General features: G+C 50.5%; 12 protein-coding genes. 2 read left to right on the top strand and 10 right to left on the bottom strand.

The window, feature by feature from the left end; translation table 11 throughout:
* Positions 1-301: 301 nt before the first annotated feature.
* The 9 genes from FYJ84_RS05985 to FYJ84_RS05945 all read right to left on the bottom strand — a co-directional run bounded on the left by FYJ84_RS05985 (position 302) and on the right by FYJ84_RS05945 (position 16,541).
* Entirely contained in the window at positions 302-1,168 is an 867-nt protein-coding gene (locus tag FYJ84_RS05985) for an Rpn family recombination-promoting nuclease/putative transposase (RefSeq protein ID WP_154406682.1), read from the bottom strand.
* 190 nt (positions 1,169-1,358) lie between these two features.
* Positions 1,359-4,838 carry a 4-alpha-glucanotransferase gene (malQ, locus tag FYJ84_RS05980; protein WP_154406681.1) on the bottom strand — a complete coding sequence of 1,160 codons (3,480 nt, stop codon included), beginning with the start codon at positions 4,836-4,838 and terminating at the stop codon, positions 1,359-1,361.
* A gap of 167 nt (positions 4,839-5,005) precedes the next feature.
* A complete protein-coding gene (gene glgA, locus FYJ84_RS05975) occupies positions 5,006-6,448 on the bottom strand; it encodes a glycogen synthase GlgA (RefSeq protein ID WP_154406680.1) in 1,443 nt (480 codons plus the stop codon).
* Positions 6,449-6,630: 182 nt separating this feature from the next.
* Positions 6,631-8,931, bottom strand: coding sequence for a 1,4-alpha-glucan branching protein GlgB (gene glgB, locus FYJ84_RS05970; RefSeq protein WP_154406679.1), 2,301 nt, complete (start codon positions 8,929-8,931; stop codon positions 6,631-6,633).
* A 22-nt stretch (positions 8,932-8,953) separates the two neighbouring features.
* Positions 8,954-11,398, bottom strand: a complete 2,445-nt coding sequence (locus tag FYJ84_RS05965) for a glycogen/starch/alpha-glucan phosphorylase (protein ID WP_154406678.1) — start codon at positions 11,396-11,398, stop codon at positions 8,954-8,956.
* A gap of 474 nt (positions 11,399-11,872) precedes the next feature.
* Positions 11,873-12,979, bottom strand: a complete 1,107-nt coding sequence (glgD, locus tag FYJ84_RS05960; RefSeq protein ID WP_154406677.1) for a glucose-1-phosphate adenylyltransferase subunit GlgD — start codon at positions 12,977-12,979, stop codon at positions 11,873-11,875.
* A gap of 49 nt (positions 12,980-13,028) precedes the next feature.
* Positions 13,029-14,186, bottom strand: a complete 1,158-nt coding sequence (locus FYJ84_RS05955; protein ID WP_154406676.1) for a glucose-1-phosphate adenylyltransferase — start codon at positions 14,184-14,186, stop codon at positions 13,029-13,031.
* 310 nt (positions 14,187-14,496) lie between these two features.
* Positions 14,497-14,784: a hypothetical protein gene (locus FYJ84_RS05950; protein ID WP_154406675.1), complete on the bottom strand. Its 288-nt coding sequence runs from the start codon at positions 14,782-14,784 to the stop codon at positions 14,497-14,499.
* Between the two features lie 38 nt (positions 14,785-14,822).
* On the bottom strand, positions 14,823-16,541 hold the full coding sequence (locus FYJ84_RS05945) for an ABC transporter ATP-binding protein/permease (RefSeq protein WP_154406691.1): 1,719 nt from the start codon (positions 16,539-16,541) through the stop codon (positions 14,823-14,825).
* 220 nt (positions 16,542-16,761) lie between these two features.
* Between FYJ84_RS05945 and FYJ84_RS05940 the strand changes: the two genes are divergently transcribed.
* Positions 16,762-17,352 (top strand): hypothetical protein, encoded by a 591-nt coding sequence (locus FYJ84_RS05940; protein WP_154406674.1) that lies wholly within the window; start codon positions 16,762-16,764, stop codon positions 17,350-17,352.
* A gap of 59 nt (positions 17,353-17,411) precedes the next feature.
* Entirely contained in the window at positions 17,412-18,047 is a 636-nt protein-coding gene (locus FYJ84_RS05935) for a YigZ family protein (protein ID WP_154406673.1), read from the top strand.
* 152 nt (positions 18,048-18,199) lie between these two features.
* Here the strand turns inward: FYJ84_RS05935 and FYJ84_RS05930 are convergent, their stop codons facing one another.
* Positions 18,200-19,588: a GDSL-type esterase/lipase family protein gene (locus FYJ84_RS05930; RefSeq protein WP_154406672.1), complete on the bottom strand. Its 1,389-nt coding sequence runs from the start codon at positions 19,586-19,588 to the stop codon at positions 18,200-18,202.
* Between the last annotated feature and the right edge of the window lie 130 nt (positions 19,589-19,718).

Here is a 19,718-nt window from a genome sequence, read left to right as displayed (position 1 = left end):
TTAAACTGTTTGTCATGTTGTTTAGCCATTCTGAAATCCTCCTCAAGATAGGTACATATATTGTACCATGTCATGAACTTATTTAGGATTTCTCATTTTGACTTGTACTATTTATATTCTAACTCCACATTGATGCTGTAACCACAATACCATAGATGAAAAAGAGCGTGACTGAAAGCTGCTTTAGAAGACGGCATCACTATTAATTGGGAAAATATTATAAATAGCCCCCTTTTAGAAAAATAAAACTGCCGCATGTAGTAATTTTTCATCAAGCGGCAGTTATATTCGATATTCAAATTCAATGTACAATATGCAAAGATGCGGCTAGTTCCCTGATTTCTGACAACGTCAGCTCCGTAAATTCAGAGATTTCCTCATATGGCTTATTGGCTTTGAGCATTTTGATTGCTGTTGCCTTATTTGCCTGACTAATTCCTTGGCTAATTCCTTGGCTAATTCCTTGGCTAATCCCTTGGCTATACGCCATATCCTCATGCTCCATTATAGTCTGCATGTAAGTCATATAATCACGCTCCCTTCCGTCATCATTCCTAAGAGCCCTAACCTCTTCATCTAAATCCTTGGTATAATCATCAGTTACTTCCCCGGTTGAGATATAACCTATAAGACTAGCCAATTCCTTACTTATCCTATGCCTATCTCCCTCAGTATTGATAAATACACGGGTTACGCCATCATCTAAAACAAGGCTGTGGTCCTCGTTGCAAATAGCATTGAAAGTATACTTGGCAAGACCCCTGCCAAATGGATCAAAGGTACAGATAAAAATAACATAGGATTTGCGCAGCTGGCTATATCTTTCCCCCTTCTTCAAGGCATTGTTATCCATAGTGGATACATAATATCTGGTTCGTCTGCCCAGAAATTCCTTATAGCTGTTATCCATCTGCATCTCAATGTCATAGGCAACACCATCTTCATCAATAACAAATAAATCAAGGCGTATGCCCTTGCTCTTTAGATTTGCCTCAAAGCTCTTTTCGTGTTCCATATATGATATTGATTTTATTTTGATACCGAGAATGCACTCTATCAATTTTTTGCACAATTCCTGCTTTTCCATGACCAATCTGAACATGAAGTTGTTGCGCAGTGTCAGCTTATTCCATTTTGCTATCCGCTTATCTTTTCTCCATTTACTCATCTCAATGCTTCCTCACACCAATTTTTATGTACATATGTATTGTAGCATAAAAACAAAATATATTCAATCAAGGCTTTATAATTCACCTTTCTCGAAAATTTTGTGCTGTAGATCTTAAGATGGAAAATAGAAAACCTGCATGTCCGCCCATACCAGGCGTCCATGCAGGTTTTAAATTGCAAGATATTAATTACCGCTTGTACCTGTCAGCCAGCCCCTTGAGCCATGCAGACCTCTCCTTGGTCAGCATGCCAGGCGTCATGCGCCAGGACCAGTTGCCATCGGCAGTACCCGGCAGGTTCATGCGATGCTGGCCGTCCAGCCCCAGTACATCCTGCATAGCGATAATAGCCATGCGGGCCTCGGAAGCATAGGCATGCTCCACCAGCTTTTTGCCCAGCTCCTCAGGAGTTGCCCCCGGCACGCCCAGCATATTGGCAATAGCCTCTGCCTCGGCACGGGAAGCATTCTCCTTCAGCCAGCCCACGATAGTATTGTTGTCATGGGTGCTGGTATAGACGATGCTGTCCTCAGGCTCCACGAAATTGATGCGGCCGTTCTCGTTGAAGTGCAGCTCAAACTGCAGCACCTTCATGCCAGGGAACTGGCAATCCTGCCTCAGCTGCTCCACCTGGTCGGTAATCACGCCCAGGTCCTCTGCCACAATCGGCACATTGCCGATTGCCTTCCGCACCAGGTCAAAGAACGGCTTGCCAGGGCCCGGACGCCATGCACCATCAATAGCTGTCTTGGCATCACCATCAACCTCCCAGAAGGACTCAAAACCCCTGAAATGGTCAATGCGCACAATATCCACCTGCTTCAGGATATTCTTGAAACGGCGAATCCACCAGTCATAGCCATCCTGCTTCATAATCTCCCAATTATACTGAGGGTTGCCCCAGAGCTGGCCTGTCTCGCTGAAATAATCAGGCGGTACACCGGCAACCTTGTAAGGCCTGCCGTTCTGATCCAGCTTGAACAGCTGCTGATGCGCCCAGGCATCGGCACTATCCTGGGAAACAAAAATCGGCATATCTCCCATGATCTTGATGCCCTTGTCATTGGCGTACTTCTTCAGAGCCTGCCACTGCTGGTTGAAGATGTACTGCTCGAACATTACCTCCCCAATCTCGTAGGAAAGCTGTTCCTCCATGGCATCCAATGCCACCTCGTCCCGGCGGACGAATTCAGCATCCCATTCATTCCAGCCCTTGCCATTGTGCCAGTCCTTCAATGCCTGGAACATGGCATAATCCCGAAGCCAGTACTGATTGGCATCCACGAATTTCTGGAAATCCTCCCTGTCTTCCTTGGTACTGGTATTAAAGAAATTGATATAGGCCTTGAACATCAGGGACGGCTTCAGCATCTGCGCCCAGGAATAATCCGTCTTGCCATTATCCATGACAGAAGCATCCTGCAAATCCACCTCGGTCAAAATTCCCTTATCTGCCAGCATCTCCAAAGAAATAAGCAAAGGATTGCCGGCAAAGGCAGACGGAGAAGCATACGGAGAGCTGCCTGCTCCCACAGGGTTCAGCGGCAATATCTGCCAAATCTTCTGCCCGGACTCAGCCAAAAAGTCCACGAACTTGTACGCCTCAGGCCCCAGGTCACCGATACCAAACGGAGATGGCAAGGAAGTAGGATGCAACAGCACACCGCACTGGCGTGCCCCTTTGGCAAGAGCCGCTGCCGCCGGCTTGTGCTGATATACAAGGCCGGCATAAGCCGGGATATCAACCTCCAGCCTGCCCCGCATAATCCTGATATCCGGCCTGTCACCAAGGGCATCCACCATGATGCCTGCCGCCAGGTCCCGCACATCCAGGGAAGCATGCCTTGGCTCGCTGCTGCGGTTAATAAGGACAATAAATACCTCATTTTCCGCCTCCATGCCAAAGACATCCTTCTGCTTATCAATCACACGGGCATAGCCGTATACATCTCCCTTGGCATAGATAGGCAGGATGCTGCCTGTCTGCAATGCCGTATGCTTGTTGCGCAAATGTATGAGCTTTCTGGTCCACTGCCTGAGCTCCGCATCGCCGTTTTCCCAGTCATAGGTGCCTCGGCAATAAGGGTCGCGGTAGCCCTGCAAACCGATTTCATCACCATAATAAACACTAGGCACTCCCGGGAAGGTCATCTGCCACAAAATAGCCGCCTTGAGACGCTGAATACCCTTGTGAAGCCTTGGCCCATCCAGCTTGTACTGTGCCTGACGGACAGCAGGTACACCTTCCTGGCTAGGGGCCTCACCCAGCAGGGTAAGAATACGCTCCCTGTCATGACTGCCCAGCAGATTCATCATGACATAGAAATTCTGCTTCGGGTAGTTCTCCATCAAGCTCTTGAGCCGCTTGGAAATCTGAGTTGCATCAGCATATCCCAGCAAAAAGTCCAGCACTACCTGCCGGAACGGATAATTCATGGCAGAATCCAGCTCCTGGCCGCAGAGGTATTCACGGGATACACCGTAAGCACTCTTGTTGGAAGCATCCTCCCATACCTCGCCCAGCATAACTGCATCCTTATCCACTTCCTTGAGAACCTTGTAGAAGGTCTGGGTGAATTTCTCAGGAAGCTCGTCCACCACATCAAGGCGCCAGCCGCAGATGCCCTGCTTCATCCAGTATTTCAGCACGCTGTCCTCATTCTCGATGATGAACTTCATATAGGAAGGGTTTTCCTCCTTGACATTTGGCAGGGTGCTGAAGCCCCACCAGCTTTCATAGCCGTTAGGATAATTATTGAAGCAGTACCAGTCATAATAAGGAGACTCCTTGGACTGATAGGCTCCCAGCGTATCATAGTTGCCATATTTATTGAAATAACGGCTGTCATCGCCTGTATGGCTGAACACGCCATCCAGCATAATGCGGATGCCCATTTTTTTTGCATCAGCACAAAGCTGCTTCAGCTCCTCATTGGTGCCCAGGATAGGGTCTACCTTGTGGTAGTCACCAGTATCATAGTGATGGTTGCTGGCAGACTCAAAAATCGGGTTCAGGTAAATAACAGATATGCCCAAATCCTTGAGGTAGCCCAGCTTCTCCCGGATACCTGCCAGATTGCCCCCGAAGAAGTCGTATGCAACGATTTCCCGGGTATCAGGGTCCTTGTAGTAGCATGGCTTGTCGTTCCAGCTGGCATGATATACAGCCCCCTTCTTCTCCACCAGGGTATTGCCCTTGCGATAAAAGCGGTCAGGGAAAATCTGATACATGACAGAGTGCTTGAACCAGTCCGGCGTCCTTGCCCCCTTGTTAAATACCGTTATCTGGTAGGACTGGGATGGCGGATTGTCGGACAGAATTCCCACCCCGCCCATGCGCTCATTGTTATTGCCGTAGTACCAGGTTCTGCCATCCATGGTAATAATAAAATAATACCAAAGAAGGCAGCCCCTCTCAGGCATGGTAATATGGGCGGAATAATACATCTCGCCGCCCACCGGGTCCTCCGGCAAAAGCTCATAGACCATCTCGCCTACCCGCTCACGCCAGAACCTTGCCTTGATCTGGATAGATGGCTGGACATTGCCCAACTCCGAAAGCTCCAGCTTCAGGCGCAACCGAATACCTGTAGTTGCCTCTGCCGCTCCCACAGGACTGCGATAAAATTCATTCTGCGAATTGTGTTCTACATGTTTTAACTGTGGCATCTAATCTCTCCCCACAATTTCTCTCATCAGCTTCATCGTCCCCGCCTATGCAGCAGGAAACATTCACATGATTGACTATTATTCACTATTTGCAAAAAACTCGACGAGTGAGGCTGCATATAAACACCTACTACCCCGTCGAGTTTCTCTTATGCTAAAAATTTAAATTACTCAGGCTTTACAGCAATGCGCTTGTACAAATCCAGATATTCCTCTGCAGACTTGTGCCAGCTGAAATCACTGTTGATAGCATTTTCCACAACATGCTGCCAGATATTCGGATCACGATAGTCTGCCAGGGCAGTCTTGATGGTGAACAGCATATCATGGGCATTAATGTTGTTAAAGCTGTAGCCATTGCCCTGATTAGTATACTTATTGAAGGACTCCACCGTATCCTTCAGTCCGCCGGTAGCGCGCACAACAGGCACCGTGCCATACCGCAGGGCAATCAGCTGCCCCAGGCCGCACGGCTCATACTCGGACGGCATCAGGAACAGGTCCGCGCCTGCATAGATGCGCTGCGCCAGCTCGTTGGAGAAGCGGATGTTGGCGGATACCTTGGTAGGCAGGCGCCACTGCAGTCCCCGGAACCAGTCCTCATACTGCTTGTCACCTGTGCCTAGCAGCACAAACTGGCACTCCTCCGCCTGCAAAAGCTCATCCATAACGCGGACGATCAAATCCAGGCCCTTGGCTGCCACCAGGCGGGACACCAGGCCGATCATCGGAATGCGGCGGTCAACAGGCAGCCCCAGCTGCTCCTGCAGCTTTTCCTTGTTGTCAGCCTTCTTGCCGATAGTATCAGCAGTATAGTTGACAAACAGGTTCGGGTCCGTCTCCGGGTTGTACACATCGTAGTCAATGCCGTTAACGATGCCGACAATATTCTCCCCCCTGGTTCTCAGGAGGCCATCCAGCTGCTCACCAAAGTAAGGATACTGGATTTCCTGGGCATAGGTACGGCTGACAGTGCCGACCACATCAGCGTAGACGATGCCGCCCTTCATAAAGTTGACAGCATCATGGAACTCCAGGTCACCGTTGTTGAAATACTTCCAATCCAGTCCCAGAACATTGTCCATAATCTCCTTGCTGAACATGCCCTGATACTTCAGGTTGTGAATGGAGAATACCGTCTTGATGTTGGCATAACGCTCGTCTCCTTGATGCTCCAGCTTCAGGAACACATTGACAAGAGCCGCATGCCAGTCATTGGAATTGATTACATCCGGGAAAAAATCAAGAAGCGGCAGAAGGTTCAAGACAGCCCTTGAGAAAAATGAGAATCTCTCTGCATCATCGCCATAGCCATAAAGGCCATCACGCTTGAAATAATCCTCATTGTCCACAAAGTAATAGGTAACACCATCCTGCTCAATCATATCCACACCGGCATACTTGTGCCGCCAGGATACATCTACAAAGATATGCCCTACATGCTTCATCTGGGACCTGTACTGCTCAGCTATCTTGCTGTATTTCGGCAGGATAACCCTGGCATCTACCCCCATCTTTGCCAGCTCTTTCGGCAGGGAACCAGCCACATCAGCCAGACCACCTGTCTTAATAAATGGAACAGCCTCGGAAGCTACATACAACACCTTCATAAAAACCCTTCTTTCTAGCGCCCTTGCGCATACCCCTTCCGTAAAAACGGATTATATATCCCTTCTGGCGGGAACTGCCACTCCCCAACGGCATCACCATGCCGGCAGCTCCCGCCTCACAAACATAAGATTTTAACTAATCTGAAACCTGCTTATCCGTCTCCCCCCAAAAACTGCCAGAATCACTCTGTCTTTTTCTTTGGCGGACGGCCGCGGCGCTTAGGCTTTGCCTCATCAGGCTCAGCCTTGGCAGCAGTTTTCTTTGCTGCTGTCTTTTTTGCCGCAGTTTTCTTGGCAGCTGTCTTAGCTGTCTTCTTGGCAGCAGGCTTCTCTGCCTCTGCCTTTTCTGCAGCAGCCTTTTCCGCCTTTTTCTGAGCACGTTTCTCAGCAGCAGCAGCCTTTTCCTCTGCGGTCATCTTGGGACGGCCGCGACGCTTCTTCGGCGCCTCGGCAACAATTTCTTCCGCAGGAGCAGCCTCTGCCTCCGGTGCAGGAGCCGCCTCAGCTGCCTGCTCTGCCTCAACAGCCTTTGCCTCAGCTGCAGTTTCATTGGTATTATCAGTCTCAGGCTGACCTTTTATGGGACGCTCCTTTTTCAGCCGCAGATAAATGGTAGCCAGTGGCGGTACAGTCACCTGAATGGACTGGGCCTTGTTGTTCCAAGGAACCTCCTGGCTAGGAATATCATTCTCGTTCAGCACGTTGGAACCGCCAAACTCAGCTGCATCACTGTTAAATACCTCCTCATATACGCCTGCCTTCGGCACGCCGAAGCGGGCACCATGACGGACAGCAGGAGTAAAGTTGCAGATAGCGATAACAAAGTCACCGTTATCAGCGCGGCGGATAAAGGACAGCATGCTGTCATCTGCGTTATCGCAGTCAATCCACTCAAAGCCGCCCCAGTCAAAGTCAACCTGCCAAAATTCTTTGTTCTCCACATAGAACTTGTTGAGGTTCTTGGAGAATTCCAGCATCTTGGTGTGCATCTCGTACTTCTCAGGCAGATGCCAGTCAAGGCTGGTATCCCACTTCCACTCAACGAACTGGCCGAACTCGCCGCCCTGGAACAGAAGCTTCTTGCCAGGATGAGCCATCCAGTAGCCAAAGAAGGCACGGAGGCCGGCAAACTTCTGCCAGTAGTCACCCGGCATCTTGTTGATCAGGGAGCACTTGCCATGCACTACCTCGTCATGGGACAGCGGCAGTACGAAATTCTCGCTGAAAGCATACATCATGGAGAAGGTAATCTTGTCATGATGCCACTTTCTGTAGATAGGATCAAGGCTGAAATAGCTAAGGGTATCATTCATCCAGCCCATGTTCCACTTGTAGTTGAAGCCCATGCCGCCCATGTAGACAGGCTTGGAGATGTTAGGCCAGGAGGTGGACTCCTCGGCAATCATCAATGCCTGAGGATACTCCCTGAATACGGCCTCATTCAGCTTGTGGAGGAAATCAATAGCCTCCAGATTGCCGTTGCCGCCGTACTTGTTGGCCTGCCACTCGCCCTGCTGCCTGCCATAGTCCAGATACAGCATATTTGCCACCGCATCGATGCGCAGCCCGTCAATATGGTACTGATCCATCCAGAAAATCGCATTGGAAATCAGGAAGCTCTGTACCTCGGTGCGGCCATAATCAAAGTTGGTAGTACCCCAGCCTGCATTATCTGCACGCTGCGGATTGTCGGACTCATACAGGTTGCGTCCATCAAAGTCCCGAAGGCCCGGATCGTCCTTGCAGAAGTGACCAGGTACCCAGTCCATGATTATGCCGATGCCTGCCTGATGGGCCTTGTCAATGAGATAGCGCAGGTCATCAGGTGCGCCGAAGCGGCTGGTAGCGGCATAATAGCCGGTAGCCTGATAGCCCCAGGAACCTTCATATGGATGCTCGCAGAGCGGCATGAACTCGATATGGGTGTAGTTCATTTCCTTGGCGTAGTTCACCAGCTGCTCCGCCATATCCCGATAGGAAAGCTGATTGCCCTCAGGAGTGCGGCGCCAGGAACCCAGATGCACCTCGTAGGTCAGCATAGGCTGGCCATAGGACTGGGTGCGCTTCTTCTTCTCCTGCCACTCAGCATCCTGCCACTCATAGTGGTTCATGTCATAGACACGGGAAGCAGTTGCAGGAGCCACCTCTGCATAGTAGCCATAAGGGTCAGCCTTCATGATGTGAGGTCCGCCATGCTGCGGCATGATGGCATACTTGTACACATCCCCCTCCTTGATACCAGGAATGAAGATTTTCCAGATCTCACCATCGTCAATCCTGGACATCTTGTTGACACGGGTGTCCCAGTGATTGAACTCACCGACTACGCTGACCTCCTTGGCATTTGGTGCCCAAACCGTGAAGCGCACGCCCTTCTCCCCGTTTTCTTCGGTCAAATGCGCTCCCAGCATTTCATAGGCTCTGCAGTTGGTACCCTGATGGAACAAAAAAGTATCATATTCCGTCAGCTGTGATAAATTCATTTGCTCATCCCCTCTCGCAAACTTATTTGATATCTACTGGCTTGATATTCCAAATATCCTCTGCATACTCGGCAATGGTACGGTCAGAGGAGAAAATTCCGGAGTTGGCAATATTGACAGCGCAGGAACGCAACCATGCATTGTGATTCTGATAACGGCGCACAATCTCCTCATGAGCTTCAATATAGGCATTGAAGTCCTTCATGATGAAGAATTCGTCGTTGCTGTTTACCAGATAGTCAAACAGGCTCTGGAAGTTGCCATAGGTACCGTCAGTCATCTGATTCATAACCTTGCGGACATTGGCATTGGTGTTATACTCATCCCATGCACTGTAGCCGCCATGCTCGTAGAGGTTGATAACTTCCTCGGAGCGCATGCCGAAGATTACGCAGTTGTCATCGCCAACCTGCTCGTGAATCTCAACATTTGCACCGTCCATAGTACCCAGGGTGATGGCACCGTTCATCATGAACTTCATGTTGCCGGTACCGGATGCCTCCTTGGAAGCGGTGGAAATCTGCTCGCTGACATCAGCAGCAGGATATACCATCTCACCCAGGGATACACCGAAGTTCTCCAGGAAGACAACCTTGATCTTGCCGTCGATGCTAGGGTCGGTGTTAATCTTGTTGGCAACAGCCAGAATCAGGCGGATGGTCTCCTTGGCAATGAAGTAGCCAGGTGCGGCCTTGCCACCGAAGAAGTAAACAACAGGTACAGGCATGTTGTAGGTAGGGTCATTCTTCAGGCGGTCATACTGATACATGATATGCATGATATTCATCAGCTGACGCTTGTAGGAATGAATGCGCTTTACCTGCACATCAAACATGGAGTCAACCTTGATGCGGACCTTGTTGTGAGTCAGCACATACTGAGCCAGGGCACGCTTTCTGGCACGCTTTACCTTGTCGATGGACTTCAGGAAAGCAGGGTTGTCCACATACTGGTTCAGCTGCTTCATCATCCTAGTGTCGCCTCTCCAGGCCCTGGTCAGCTTGTCGTCAATAACGTGTGCCAGGTCGTTGTTGGCACTGATCATCCAGCGGCGATGGGTAATGCCGTTGGTCTTGTTGTTGAACTTCTCAGGGAAGTACTTGTAGAAATACTTCAGGGTGCTTTCCTTCAGGATGTTGGAGTGGAGACGTGCCACGCCGTTTACGCTGAAGGAGCCTACCACTGCCAGACGTGCCATATGAACCTGGCCATCCTGCAGGATAGACAGCTCACGCACCAGCTCCTCATCGTTAGGGTACTTGGAACGTACTTCATAGAGGAAGCGGCGGTTGATTTCGTCGATAATCATGTCGATACGCGGCAACAGCTTCTTAAAGAGCTTCCTGTCCCACTTCTCCAAGGCCTCAGGCAGAATGGTGTGGTTAGTGTATGCCACGGTGTTCCTGGTGATATCCCAGGCATCATCCCACTCCATACCGTAATCATCAATAAATACGCGCATCAGCTCGGCAACTGCTACAGCTGGATGGGTATCGTTAATCTGGATGCAAACCTTGTCGGCAAAGCCATACAGGTCATCATGAGTCTGCATGTAGTGGCGCACGATGCTCTGTACACCGGCAGATACGAAGAAGTACTCCTGAATCAGGCGAAGGCGCTTGCCCTCGTTGGTGCTGTCCTCAGGATAGAGGAACTCAGTAATCTTGTTGACGTTGTTCCTGTACTCCTGACGCTCCTTAATTTCATCATTGGTCAGGGTAGCGTAATCGGAGAAGTCCTGGCCTGCCTCTGCATTCCACAGGCGCAGGGTATTTACAGTACGGTTCTTGTAGCCGATAACAGGCACATCATAAGGCACGGCAGTTACCTCGGTATAGCCCTCATGCACGGCAGTAGAGGTACCGTCATCGTTGATGCGCATATACGCCTCGCCATCAAGACGAACCTTTACGGCCTTGTTCGGCTTCCTGAACTCCCAGGCAAAGCCGTTACGCAGCCAGTTATCAGGAATCTCTACCTGCTGGTCGTTGACGATCTTCTGCTCAAAGAGGCCGTACTGGTAACGGATACCGCAACCATGAGCAGGCAGGCCCAAAGAAGCCATGGAATCCACGAAGCAGGCTGCCAGACGGCCAAGGCCGCCGTTGCCGAGACCTGCATCAGGCTCCTCGGAATAGAGATTATTCAAATCAAGATTCAGCTCCTTCAGCATAGCCTTCAGAGCATTCTTCAAATCAAGGTTAATCAGATTGGTATTCAGGAGACGCCCCAGCAGGAACTCAATGGAGAAATAATAAACCTGCTTCTCGTCGTTTTCCTGATACTGCTTATTTGTCTTAATCCAGTTCTCGGAAGTATACTGCTTAACTACCTGGGCAAGAGTCTCATAAATCTCATGCTCATCCAGGCCGGAAAGCTCACGGCCGTAGTTAATCTGGGCAGTGGTTACAAAACGCTGCTTCAGCTCTTCCTTCATTTCCTCAATATTTCTTTCAATTACTGACATACTTTCAACTCCTATCTCCTAGCCAAAATTTTACTGCATACTGCTGTGTGTGCAACTGTCTGCACTAAAATCCGGCCTCCGGTAGAAACAAAAATGTTAATAAAAAAACATTAATAAAAATATGACACCGCTAGTATTATATCACATATTTTTAATTTGTCCATTAATACCTGCAAACCCTTGATATATATGCGTTAATTTTACATTTTTTAGGGCATTTTTTACATTTTTTGCCATATTTTAACGGAAATTTTCCCACTATATACTGTCATGTCAGCTGACAATTTATCTGACATGACTGAGCCTCTTGCAGAACTGTCCTGCCATCCCCAGCTATATCTGGCAATACCCAGCTACACACTCCCATACACACCATCAAAGAGTAAAAAAGCCGCCACAAAAAGCATGAACCTGAATTCCTCCATGCTTCCTGCAGCGGCCTTGCTTCACCATCTAATCTTAATTTTGCAACAATTAAATCTTGGTGCCCTTTGCAACAATCAGAGGATAATTCTCAGCGCCCTTCAGCCACTGATCCTTGGTTACTGTTACATTCTTGTCACAGATCACATTGCGGAGCATAGCGTTGTCCTCGATAACGCATTTCTCCATGATAATGCAGTCCTTAATCTTGACACCCTCGCCAACCTTTACATCACGGAACAGGATACTGTTCTCTACCTCGCCGCGGATTTCACAGCCGTTGGCAACCAGGCAGTTGACCACCCTGGAGGTATCCTTGTACTGAACAGGGGCAGCATCCTTGGTCTTGGTATGGATGAGGTTGGCTCCCATGAACATCTCAGCCCAGATTTCAGGATTCAGCATATCCTTGTTGGCATTGAAGTATGCCATGGTGGAATTGATTCTGGCAACATATCCCTTGTGCTCGCAGGCAAAGATGCTGTACTCGTCCATGTGGCGGATGATGCCATCCAGCAGGAAATCCGTACCGCCCCGCTCAAAGCCATTGGACACAACCTTGATGAAGGTATCCTTTGACATGAGATAGATGCCCAGGAAATCGTTAGCCCCCTGGGTAGCGGTCATGGACTTGGCAATATCCGTTACCCTGCCGCTGTCAGTAACCTTCATTACTGCGGCATCACCAGGAATATCGGTCTTTGCCTTGGAATATACCATAGTGATGTCTGCGCCGGTATTCTGATGGAAAAGCAGCACAGAGCGGAAGTCAATATTGTACACGCTGTCAGCCTGGGCTACCAGGATATACTCGGCAGAGGTGTGCTGGATATAGTCCATATTGTGATAGAGGCCGGACAGGTCACCAGTTACCGGCTGTCCGTCATAAGGGTCGGAAGGCAGATAGGAAAGACCGCCTCTATGACGTGCCAGATCCCAGTCCTTACCTGAGCGGAGATGGTCAAATACAGAGCGTGCCTTGGCAGAAAGCAGTACGCCTACATTGCCAACACCGGAATTTACCATGTTGGACACGGCAAAATCAATCACGCGATAGCGGCCTGCAATAGGCAGGGACGCAACAGGGCGGCGTTCACACAGCTCCTTCAGCATGGAGTTGGCACCGTCCAACTTTATAATACCCATAATATTACTCAAAGGAATCACTCCGTTCTTTATCAAAATTCAGTAAATCGCCCAGGACAGCTCAGCTTACCTGCTGGCCTTCCTCCGCAGCCTCTACGACCTCGCCCTCAGGCACAACGGCGATAGCGCCCTCCTCACCGGTGACAGCTGCACCGGCAGAAATTACGCAGTTCTGTGCTACGATGGCATGGTCAATGACGGCATTTTCCTCTACCTTGGTAAACGGCATAATTACGGAGTTGGTTACCTTGGCCCCCTTGCCAATCTTTACGCCGGAGAACAGCACGGAGTGGTCAACCTCGCCCAGGATCTGGGAGCCCTCATTCAGCATGGAATTGTGAACCCTGGCCTCAGGACCTACATAGTGAGGCGGCAGGGATGGATTGGAAGAATAAATGGTCCAGGCACTGTTAAAGGAGAACGGCGGCTCATCAGCCAGAAGGTCCATGTTTGCCTGCCACAAGCTCTCAATGGTTCCTACATCCTTCCAATACCCCTCGAAGGCATAGGAATAGAGACGGGCATTATCGTTCAGCATGGCAGGAATGATATTCTTGCCGAAGTCGTGCTCGGAATTTTCCTTCGCCGCATCGTCCTTCAGATACCTGCTAAGGAACTCGCGGTTGAAGATATAGATACCCATGGAAGCCAGGTTGCTCTTTGGCTGAGGTGGCTTCTCCTCGAACTCGATGATGCGGCCATCCACGGAATCGGTATTCATGATGCCGAAGCGCGGTGCCTCATCCCAAGGAACCTCAAACACGCCGATGGTAGCATCAGCCTTGTTGGCACGATGCACATCCAGCATCTTGGAGTAATCCATGGTGTAGATATGGTCGCCGGAAAGAATCAGCACATAGTCAGGATCCATCATATCAATGAAATTCAGATTCTGATAGATGGCATCCGCTGTACCCTTGTACCAGTCAGCTCCCTTATCCCTGGCATACGGTGGCAGGATGAACACGCCGCCGGTGGACTTATCCAGGTCCCAGGCATTGCCTGTACCCAGATAGGTATGCAGCTCCAGCGGGCGATACTGTGTCAGAACGCCTACTGTATCGATGCCGGAATTGGCGCAGTTTGAAAGCGGGAAGTCAATAATCCTGTACTTGCCGCCGAAAGGAACTGCCGGTTTTGCAATGTTCTTCGTCAAGGCACCAAGACGGCTGCCCTGGCCGCCTGCAAGAATCATTGCCAAACACTTTGTTTTACTCATAAATAATCACCCCTGTATCCTAACTAAAAAAACTTTGACTAGCTGTCCCCTCTATCCTTATTGCCATTTTCTTTTCAAGCAAATATTCTTTCAAAACAGCTAGAAAGCAAATGTAAATTACTTATATTTATACTTCAAGATAAAACAAAAAAATCCTGCTTTTGAGGTAAAAAAAAACAGGATTTTTTTTGTTATTTTCTGCACTGCGGAAAATTTGAAATTTAGTAAAAATCAATTATATCATTTGTCCAAAAATCAGCCAAACAGCAGGAAAACATAAAACGTCCGGGAAAGCAACCGGCTTCACGCCTCAAAAAAATGCCATCACGATGGAACCGGCAAAGAGGGCAATGCCCAGCCCCAGCAAAAATGATGCCAAAGCATGAAACCTCTCTCCCCCCACCTTGCTGACTACGTTATATCCCTCATAGACCAGAAAGGACAGGGAAAAAAATGCCAACGGCACATCGCCGTCCGAAATGGCAAAGAGCAGCATGGCAAGGCACAATGCCATGCCTGCCTTTTCCCCGTTGGAAAACAGCGGCGGCTGTTTCTTCTTTTCCTCCGTCCAGGGGGTTCTGCCCCGAAATACCGACATGGCCTGCATCTCCCTTCACATCTTCAAAATACCTATAATCACCTTGCCAGCTGCTCCGCCAAAGGTGACAGTTGCCAGCCGCTGCCCGTCAGCTGCAATCTCTTGTCGTGCTTCTTAAAGAGGGTGGAGCGGTGTCCCACGCTGATCACCGCCATCTCCGGCAGCAGCTCCTTCAGGATATCGTATGCTTCCGCCTCCCGCTGCTCGTCCATGGCCGAGGTGGACTCATCCAAAAATACTATATCCGGCCTGAACAGAAGAATGCGGATAAAGGCAAGCCTCTGCTGCTCTCCCAGGGACAGGATGCGGCTCCAGTCATCCACCTCATCCAGCCTGTCCGCAAGCCTGCCTATGCCAAACCGCTCCAAAAGCTCCCTGAGATCCGCAGACTCATTTTCCGGCACAGGCTGCGGATAATAAATAGCCCGGCGCAGGCTGCCCAGGGGCAGATACGGCCTCTGGGGCAGAAACATGCTGCGCCAGCCCGACGGCAGGGAAACATTGCCGCAGCCATAAGGCCAGATGCCTGCCAAAGCTCTCAGCAGGGTGCTCTTGCCACAGCCGGAATTGCCGGAAACAAGAAGGTATTTGCCGGCCGGCACCGCCAGGGAAAGCCCCTCAAACAATCTCCTGCCATCAGGCAGCTCCACCTGCACATCCTGCAGCACCAGCCCATTTATATCGTCACGGCTGTCAAAGCCGAAGGAAGCCTGCATGTTTTCCGCAGCCTCCATGTGGCCGGTAAACCCCCCCAGTCGGCGGATAACAGCCACATACTGAGCGATGGTATCATAAGCCTCTACAAAGTAGCTGAGGGCATCCTGAACCCTGCCAAAAGCACTCAGCGTCTGGATAAATCCCCCCAGCTGCATATCCCCGGAAAAATACTTCGGGGCGCTCATGAGGATCGGCACGATGACAGCCAGCTGGGCATAGCCGTTGACATAAAAATTCAAGAGCTTGGTTCTTTTCATTAACGCCCAGAAATTGCGGATGACCATGCCGAACCTTTCCTGAAAATTCTGCATCTCAGGCCCTTCGCCGCCATAAAAGGCAATGCTTTCACTGTTCTCACGGACACGCACCATGCTGAAACGGAAATCCGCTTCATACCTCTGCTGGTCATAATTCAAGCCGATAAGGCTGCGTCCCACCTTGTGGGCCAGCCATGTGCCCACCACCGAATAAATCAGGGTAACAAACACCATATACCCCGGCACCGACAGCACCGTATCCCCCACAGGAATATCCAGCGCCCCCGAAAGCTGCCACAGAATAACCACAAAAGCCACCAGCGTTGACACCTGCTTCAAAAGCCCGATAAACAAGGACAAGGTAAGATTGACAAACATGCCTATATCATCCGAGATACGCTGGTCAGGGTTATCCACGCCATCGCCCCCCAGAACCTGCAGCCTGTAATAGGTCTGGCTGTGCATCCACTCATCAAGATACCTGCTGGTCATCCATGTACGCCACTTGATTTCCAGTATCTGCTTCACATAGATAGCATATACCGCCATAATGATATAGCCGAAGGCTATCAGGCTGAACTGCCCTATGAGGGGCCAGAACACCTCAAAATCGCGCTCCTGCAAAGCGTTATAAAAAACATTATTCCACTGGTTGAGCATAACCAGCATATAGACCTGCCCCAGGCTCAGGGCAATCACCCCCGCCAGAAGCCCTCTCGCCCGCCATTTTTCCTTGGATTTCCAATATGACTTCATCAGCCGCCAGGCCGTCTTGGACAGCATTCCCTTGCTCAAAGCAATCACTCCTCCAAAAATAATATAGTGTTTTAATAAAAATAATGATAAAATGGAAGCATAGGATTATGCAGCAGCATAATAAATATGCGCCGGCATATCATCCCGTATATGCCAATATGCAAAAAGAAAGGATATTACAATGGCTATTGTCTTTATTGCCGCGGTATTAACCTGTCTTCTTCTACTCCTAGTATTATACCGCAATTTGCCAAATAAAAAAGTATTTTATGGTTTTTGCCTGACTCTGGCACTGTCCATTTTTGCCATAGCCCGCTCGGTGCTGCTGTCACCTGCCGGGGATGCGCCTGCCGACGAGTCCGCCATCCGCCACATCACTGCCCAGCAGCAGATTTTTGACGGCTGGTACACCGACTACAAGAAGCAGCTGGATGTGCTGGACTACAACTGGGCCCAGTGCCAGGCCATTGTCAGCGACTACCACAACGACAACATCAGCATTAACACGGTGTACACAAGGCTGACGCTGCTGGAGCATCAGGCACAGCAGGCTGACGAGAGCCTCCAAAAGCTGCCGCCGCCCATCAGCCTGGACGATACCAACTATGACCTGACCACCCTGCTGCTGCACAAGACCCAGAGCTATGCCAATGCCCAGCTGGAGACCATCAGGGCACTGCGCACTGCAGCCGACCCTGCCAACATCAAGGCAGAAACCCATGAGGAGCAGAGCAGGCAGCTGCGGGAAACCATGCTCAGGAAGGCTCCGGACTGCCTCTTTACCGCCCCGGAAACCAGCTCCCTCCGCAGCCGCCTCACCCTGCCGGAAAATTCCTGACAAAGTGCCAGTGTCCCAGGGCAAGCCGCCAAATATTCCTGAAACAAAGGAGCCATGCCATGCAAGCTTACAGAACCATCTCCGAAAAAGGCACCGCCGCCTACGAAATCCAAAAATCAAAATTTTATGCCTATACCGCCCCTGCCGCAACAGAGGAACAGGCCAGGGAGTTCGTGGCAGCCATCAAGAAAAAGCATTTTGATGCCCGGCACAACTGCTCCGCCTGGGTGCTGGGAGCCGACAGCAGCCAGCAGAAATCCAATGATGACGGCGAACCCGGGGGAACTGCCGGCAACCCTATCCTGGAAGCCATCAAGCAGCACGGCCTCACCAATATCGTGGTAGTAGTCACCAGATACTTCGGCGGCATCAAGCTGGGGGCCGGCGGACTGATCAGGGCCTACAGCCACATCGCCACCCTGGGCCTGGAAGCCACACCACAGGTGGAAATCAAGCCTGTCTGCCTCATGGCAGCGGAGCTGGATTATACCATGCTGGGAACAGTGGAAAACTGGATACGCAGCGAAGGCCTCCGGGCCGCTCCTGCCGAATATCTGGACAAAGTAACAGTCAAGCTTCTGATCGAGCCGCAGGATGTGGAAAAAATCCGCACGAATCTGATAAACCTCACCGCCGCCCGTTGCCATATCACCGTGGCAGAACCTGAGTACATGGCTGTCCCGGCAGAAGCCTGACATGTTATCACCGTGTATTATCGCCAAATTAATTTTAATGCTTCAAAATCATGAACAAAAGTAAAGCTCTGCATGAACGCCGTTTAGCGACATTCACGCAGAGCTTTTTATTATGCAATCATTATATCTTTTTATATTTTAATAAATTTTATTTATTTTGCCAGCAGATTCTTGCCGGGAAAGGTTTTCAGCAGATAATTGCTGATGGCTTCCCCAATCATTTTTTTGCCCAGCACATCAGGATGCAGTCCATCCGTGGTGGCCTCATCCATCAAAAGTCCGTAGCAGTCGGTCATGCCGCTGGCAACATCCACCGCATACTGCTGCTGCATAATCCACTGATTCAGCTTCACCTGCTCGTTTTTCCAGTCTGCGGCAGGAGCCGTAATATAATGCCAGTTGGCAATAAAATGCGGATTTATCGGCGTTGCCGTGGCGTAGACAGGAATAATGCCATGGGCACGGCACTTATCGCCAATCTGCCGCAGGTAAGGAATAATCTCCTCCGCCCTGCCGCCGGAACGGAAATCATTGACGCCCCCCATAATCACCAGGATTTTCGGCTTAAAGGGCAGCACATCGCTGTCAAACCGCGCCGCCATGGCAGCCACCGTATCACCGCTGTAGCCCAGGTTCTTTACCGGCACCTGGGAATAGGTCTCCCAGTTATACATCACATAGCCGGGAGGGGTGGACACAGCACCGCCACCGTGGGTGATGCTGTCCCCGATGGCAGCCACCTTGGCTGCTGCCTCCACCTGATAATAGCTGGGCTCCGACCATTCACTTACCCTGTTGCCCAGCTCGTTGCGGCTCCTGACCTGCCAGTAGTACCGTCCCGGCCATGTATAGCCGGCATCCTCATACAGCACCGAGCCCTCCGTGGTCAGCTCCCTGATGAGCTCCGGCTTTTCCCCGTTGCCATCATCCCGATAGACACGAACATCATAATACTTGGCTCCTGTCACCGGCACCCAGGAAAACACAGGGTACAGGGGAGCATAAGCCATAGACTCGAACTCCGTCGTCGGCTTAGGGGCAACCGGGTTCAGCTCCTGCTCCGTCAGTGGCTTCAGGTCGCTGTACAGCTTGATATAGTGGCCGGAAGCATCCAGAGGGCAGACCTTCCAGTAATAATCCTTGGCGGCGCGCATAACGGATGTATCCAGCTCATAGCCATTGGTAAAAATACCCCGCTTGACGGATACCACATTCTCCGGGATATTCTTGTTGGCACGCATAATCGCTACCTGATAGCTGACAGCCCCCGGCACCGGCTCCCAGGAAAGCCGCACCTTCCGAAGATACCCCGGAATTTCCCTGGCAGCTATATCATCCTTGCCTTCCGCCGCTTCCTTGACATCCACCTTTATCTCCTCATTATCCTCAAACCTGATGGTCTTTGCCAAATCCTTTGAGTCAGCCATGGTCACACCGGCTGCCATAGCCTCCGGCATGGCCAGGGGCATCCCCGCTGACTGGCTGCATGACAAAGCAGCAGCCACCATGATACCTGCCGCAAAACCTAAATACTTCCTCAAAATCCTCGCTCCTAAAAAACAACGCTCAGCCCGGCACCCATATGCCGGGACAATACCAATTATACTAAACTCCTGCAAAATAAATGGGATGTGCAACTGCACACCCCACTATAATATCACATTTACACCC

This window comes from Anaerovibrio slackiae (assembly GCF_009695585.1).
GTDB lineage: Bacteria > Bacillota > Negativicutes > Selenomonadales > Selenomonadaceae > Anaerovibrio > Anaerovibrio slackiae.
The sequence above is the reverse complement of the archived record's forward strand: the minus strand, read 5'-3'. Positions and strand labels throughout refer to the sequence as shown.

Bases quoted from the DNA above. Each gene is read 5' to 3' on its own strand.
- FYJ84_RS05985 (WP_154406682.1), bottom strand. From the start codon at position 1,168: ATGAGTAAATGGAGAAAAGATAAGCGGATAGCAAAATGGAATAAGCTG.
- malQ (WP_154406681.1), bottom strand. From the start codon at position 4,838: ATGCCACAGTTAAAACATGTAGAACACAATTCGCAGAATGAATTTTAT.
- glgA (WP_154406680.1), bottom strand. From the start codon at position 6,448: ATGAAGGTGTTGTATGTAGCTTCCGAGGCTGTTCCATTTATTAAGACA.
- glgB (WP_154406679.1), bottom strand. From the start codon at position 8,931: ATGAATTTATCACAGCTGACGGAATATGATACTTTTTTGTTCCATCAG.
- FYJ84_RS05965 (WP_154406678.1), bottom strand. From the start codon at position 11,398: ATGTCAGTAATTGAAAGAAATATTGAGGAAATGAAGGAAGAGCTGAAG.
- FYJ84_RS05955 (WP_154406676.1), bottom strand. From the start codon at position 14,186: ATGAGTAAAACAAAGTGTTTGGCAATGATTCTTGCAGGCGGCCAGGGC.
- FYJ84_RS05950 (WP_154406675.1), bottom strand. From the start codon at position 14,784: ATGTCGGTATTTCGGGGCAGAACCCCCTGGACGGAGGAAAAGAAGAAA.
- FYJ84_RS05945 (WP_154406691.1), bottom strand. From the start codon at position 16,541: ATGCTGTCCAAGACGGCCTGGCGGCTGATGAAGTCATATTGGAAATCC.
- FYJ84_RS05935 (WP_154406673.1), top strand. From the start codon at position 17,412: ATGCAAGCTTACAGAACCATCTCCGAAAAAGGCACCGCCGCCTACGAA.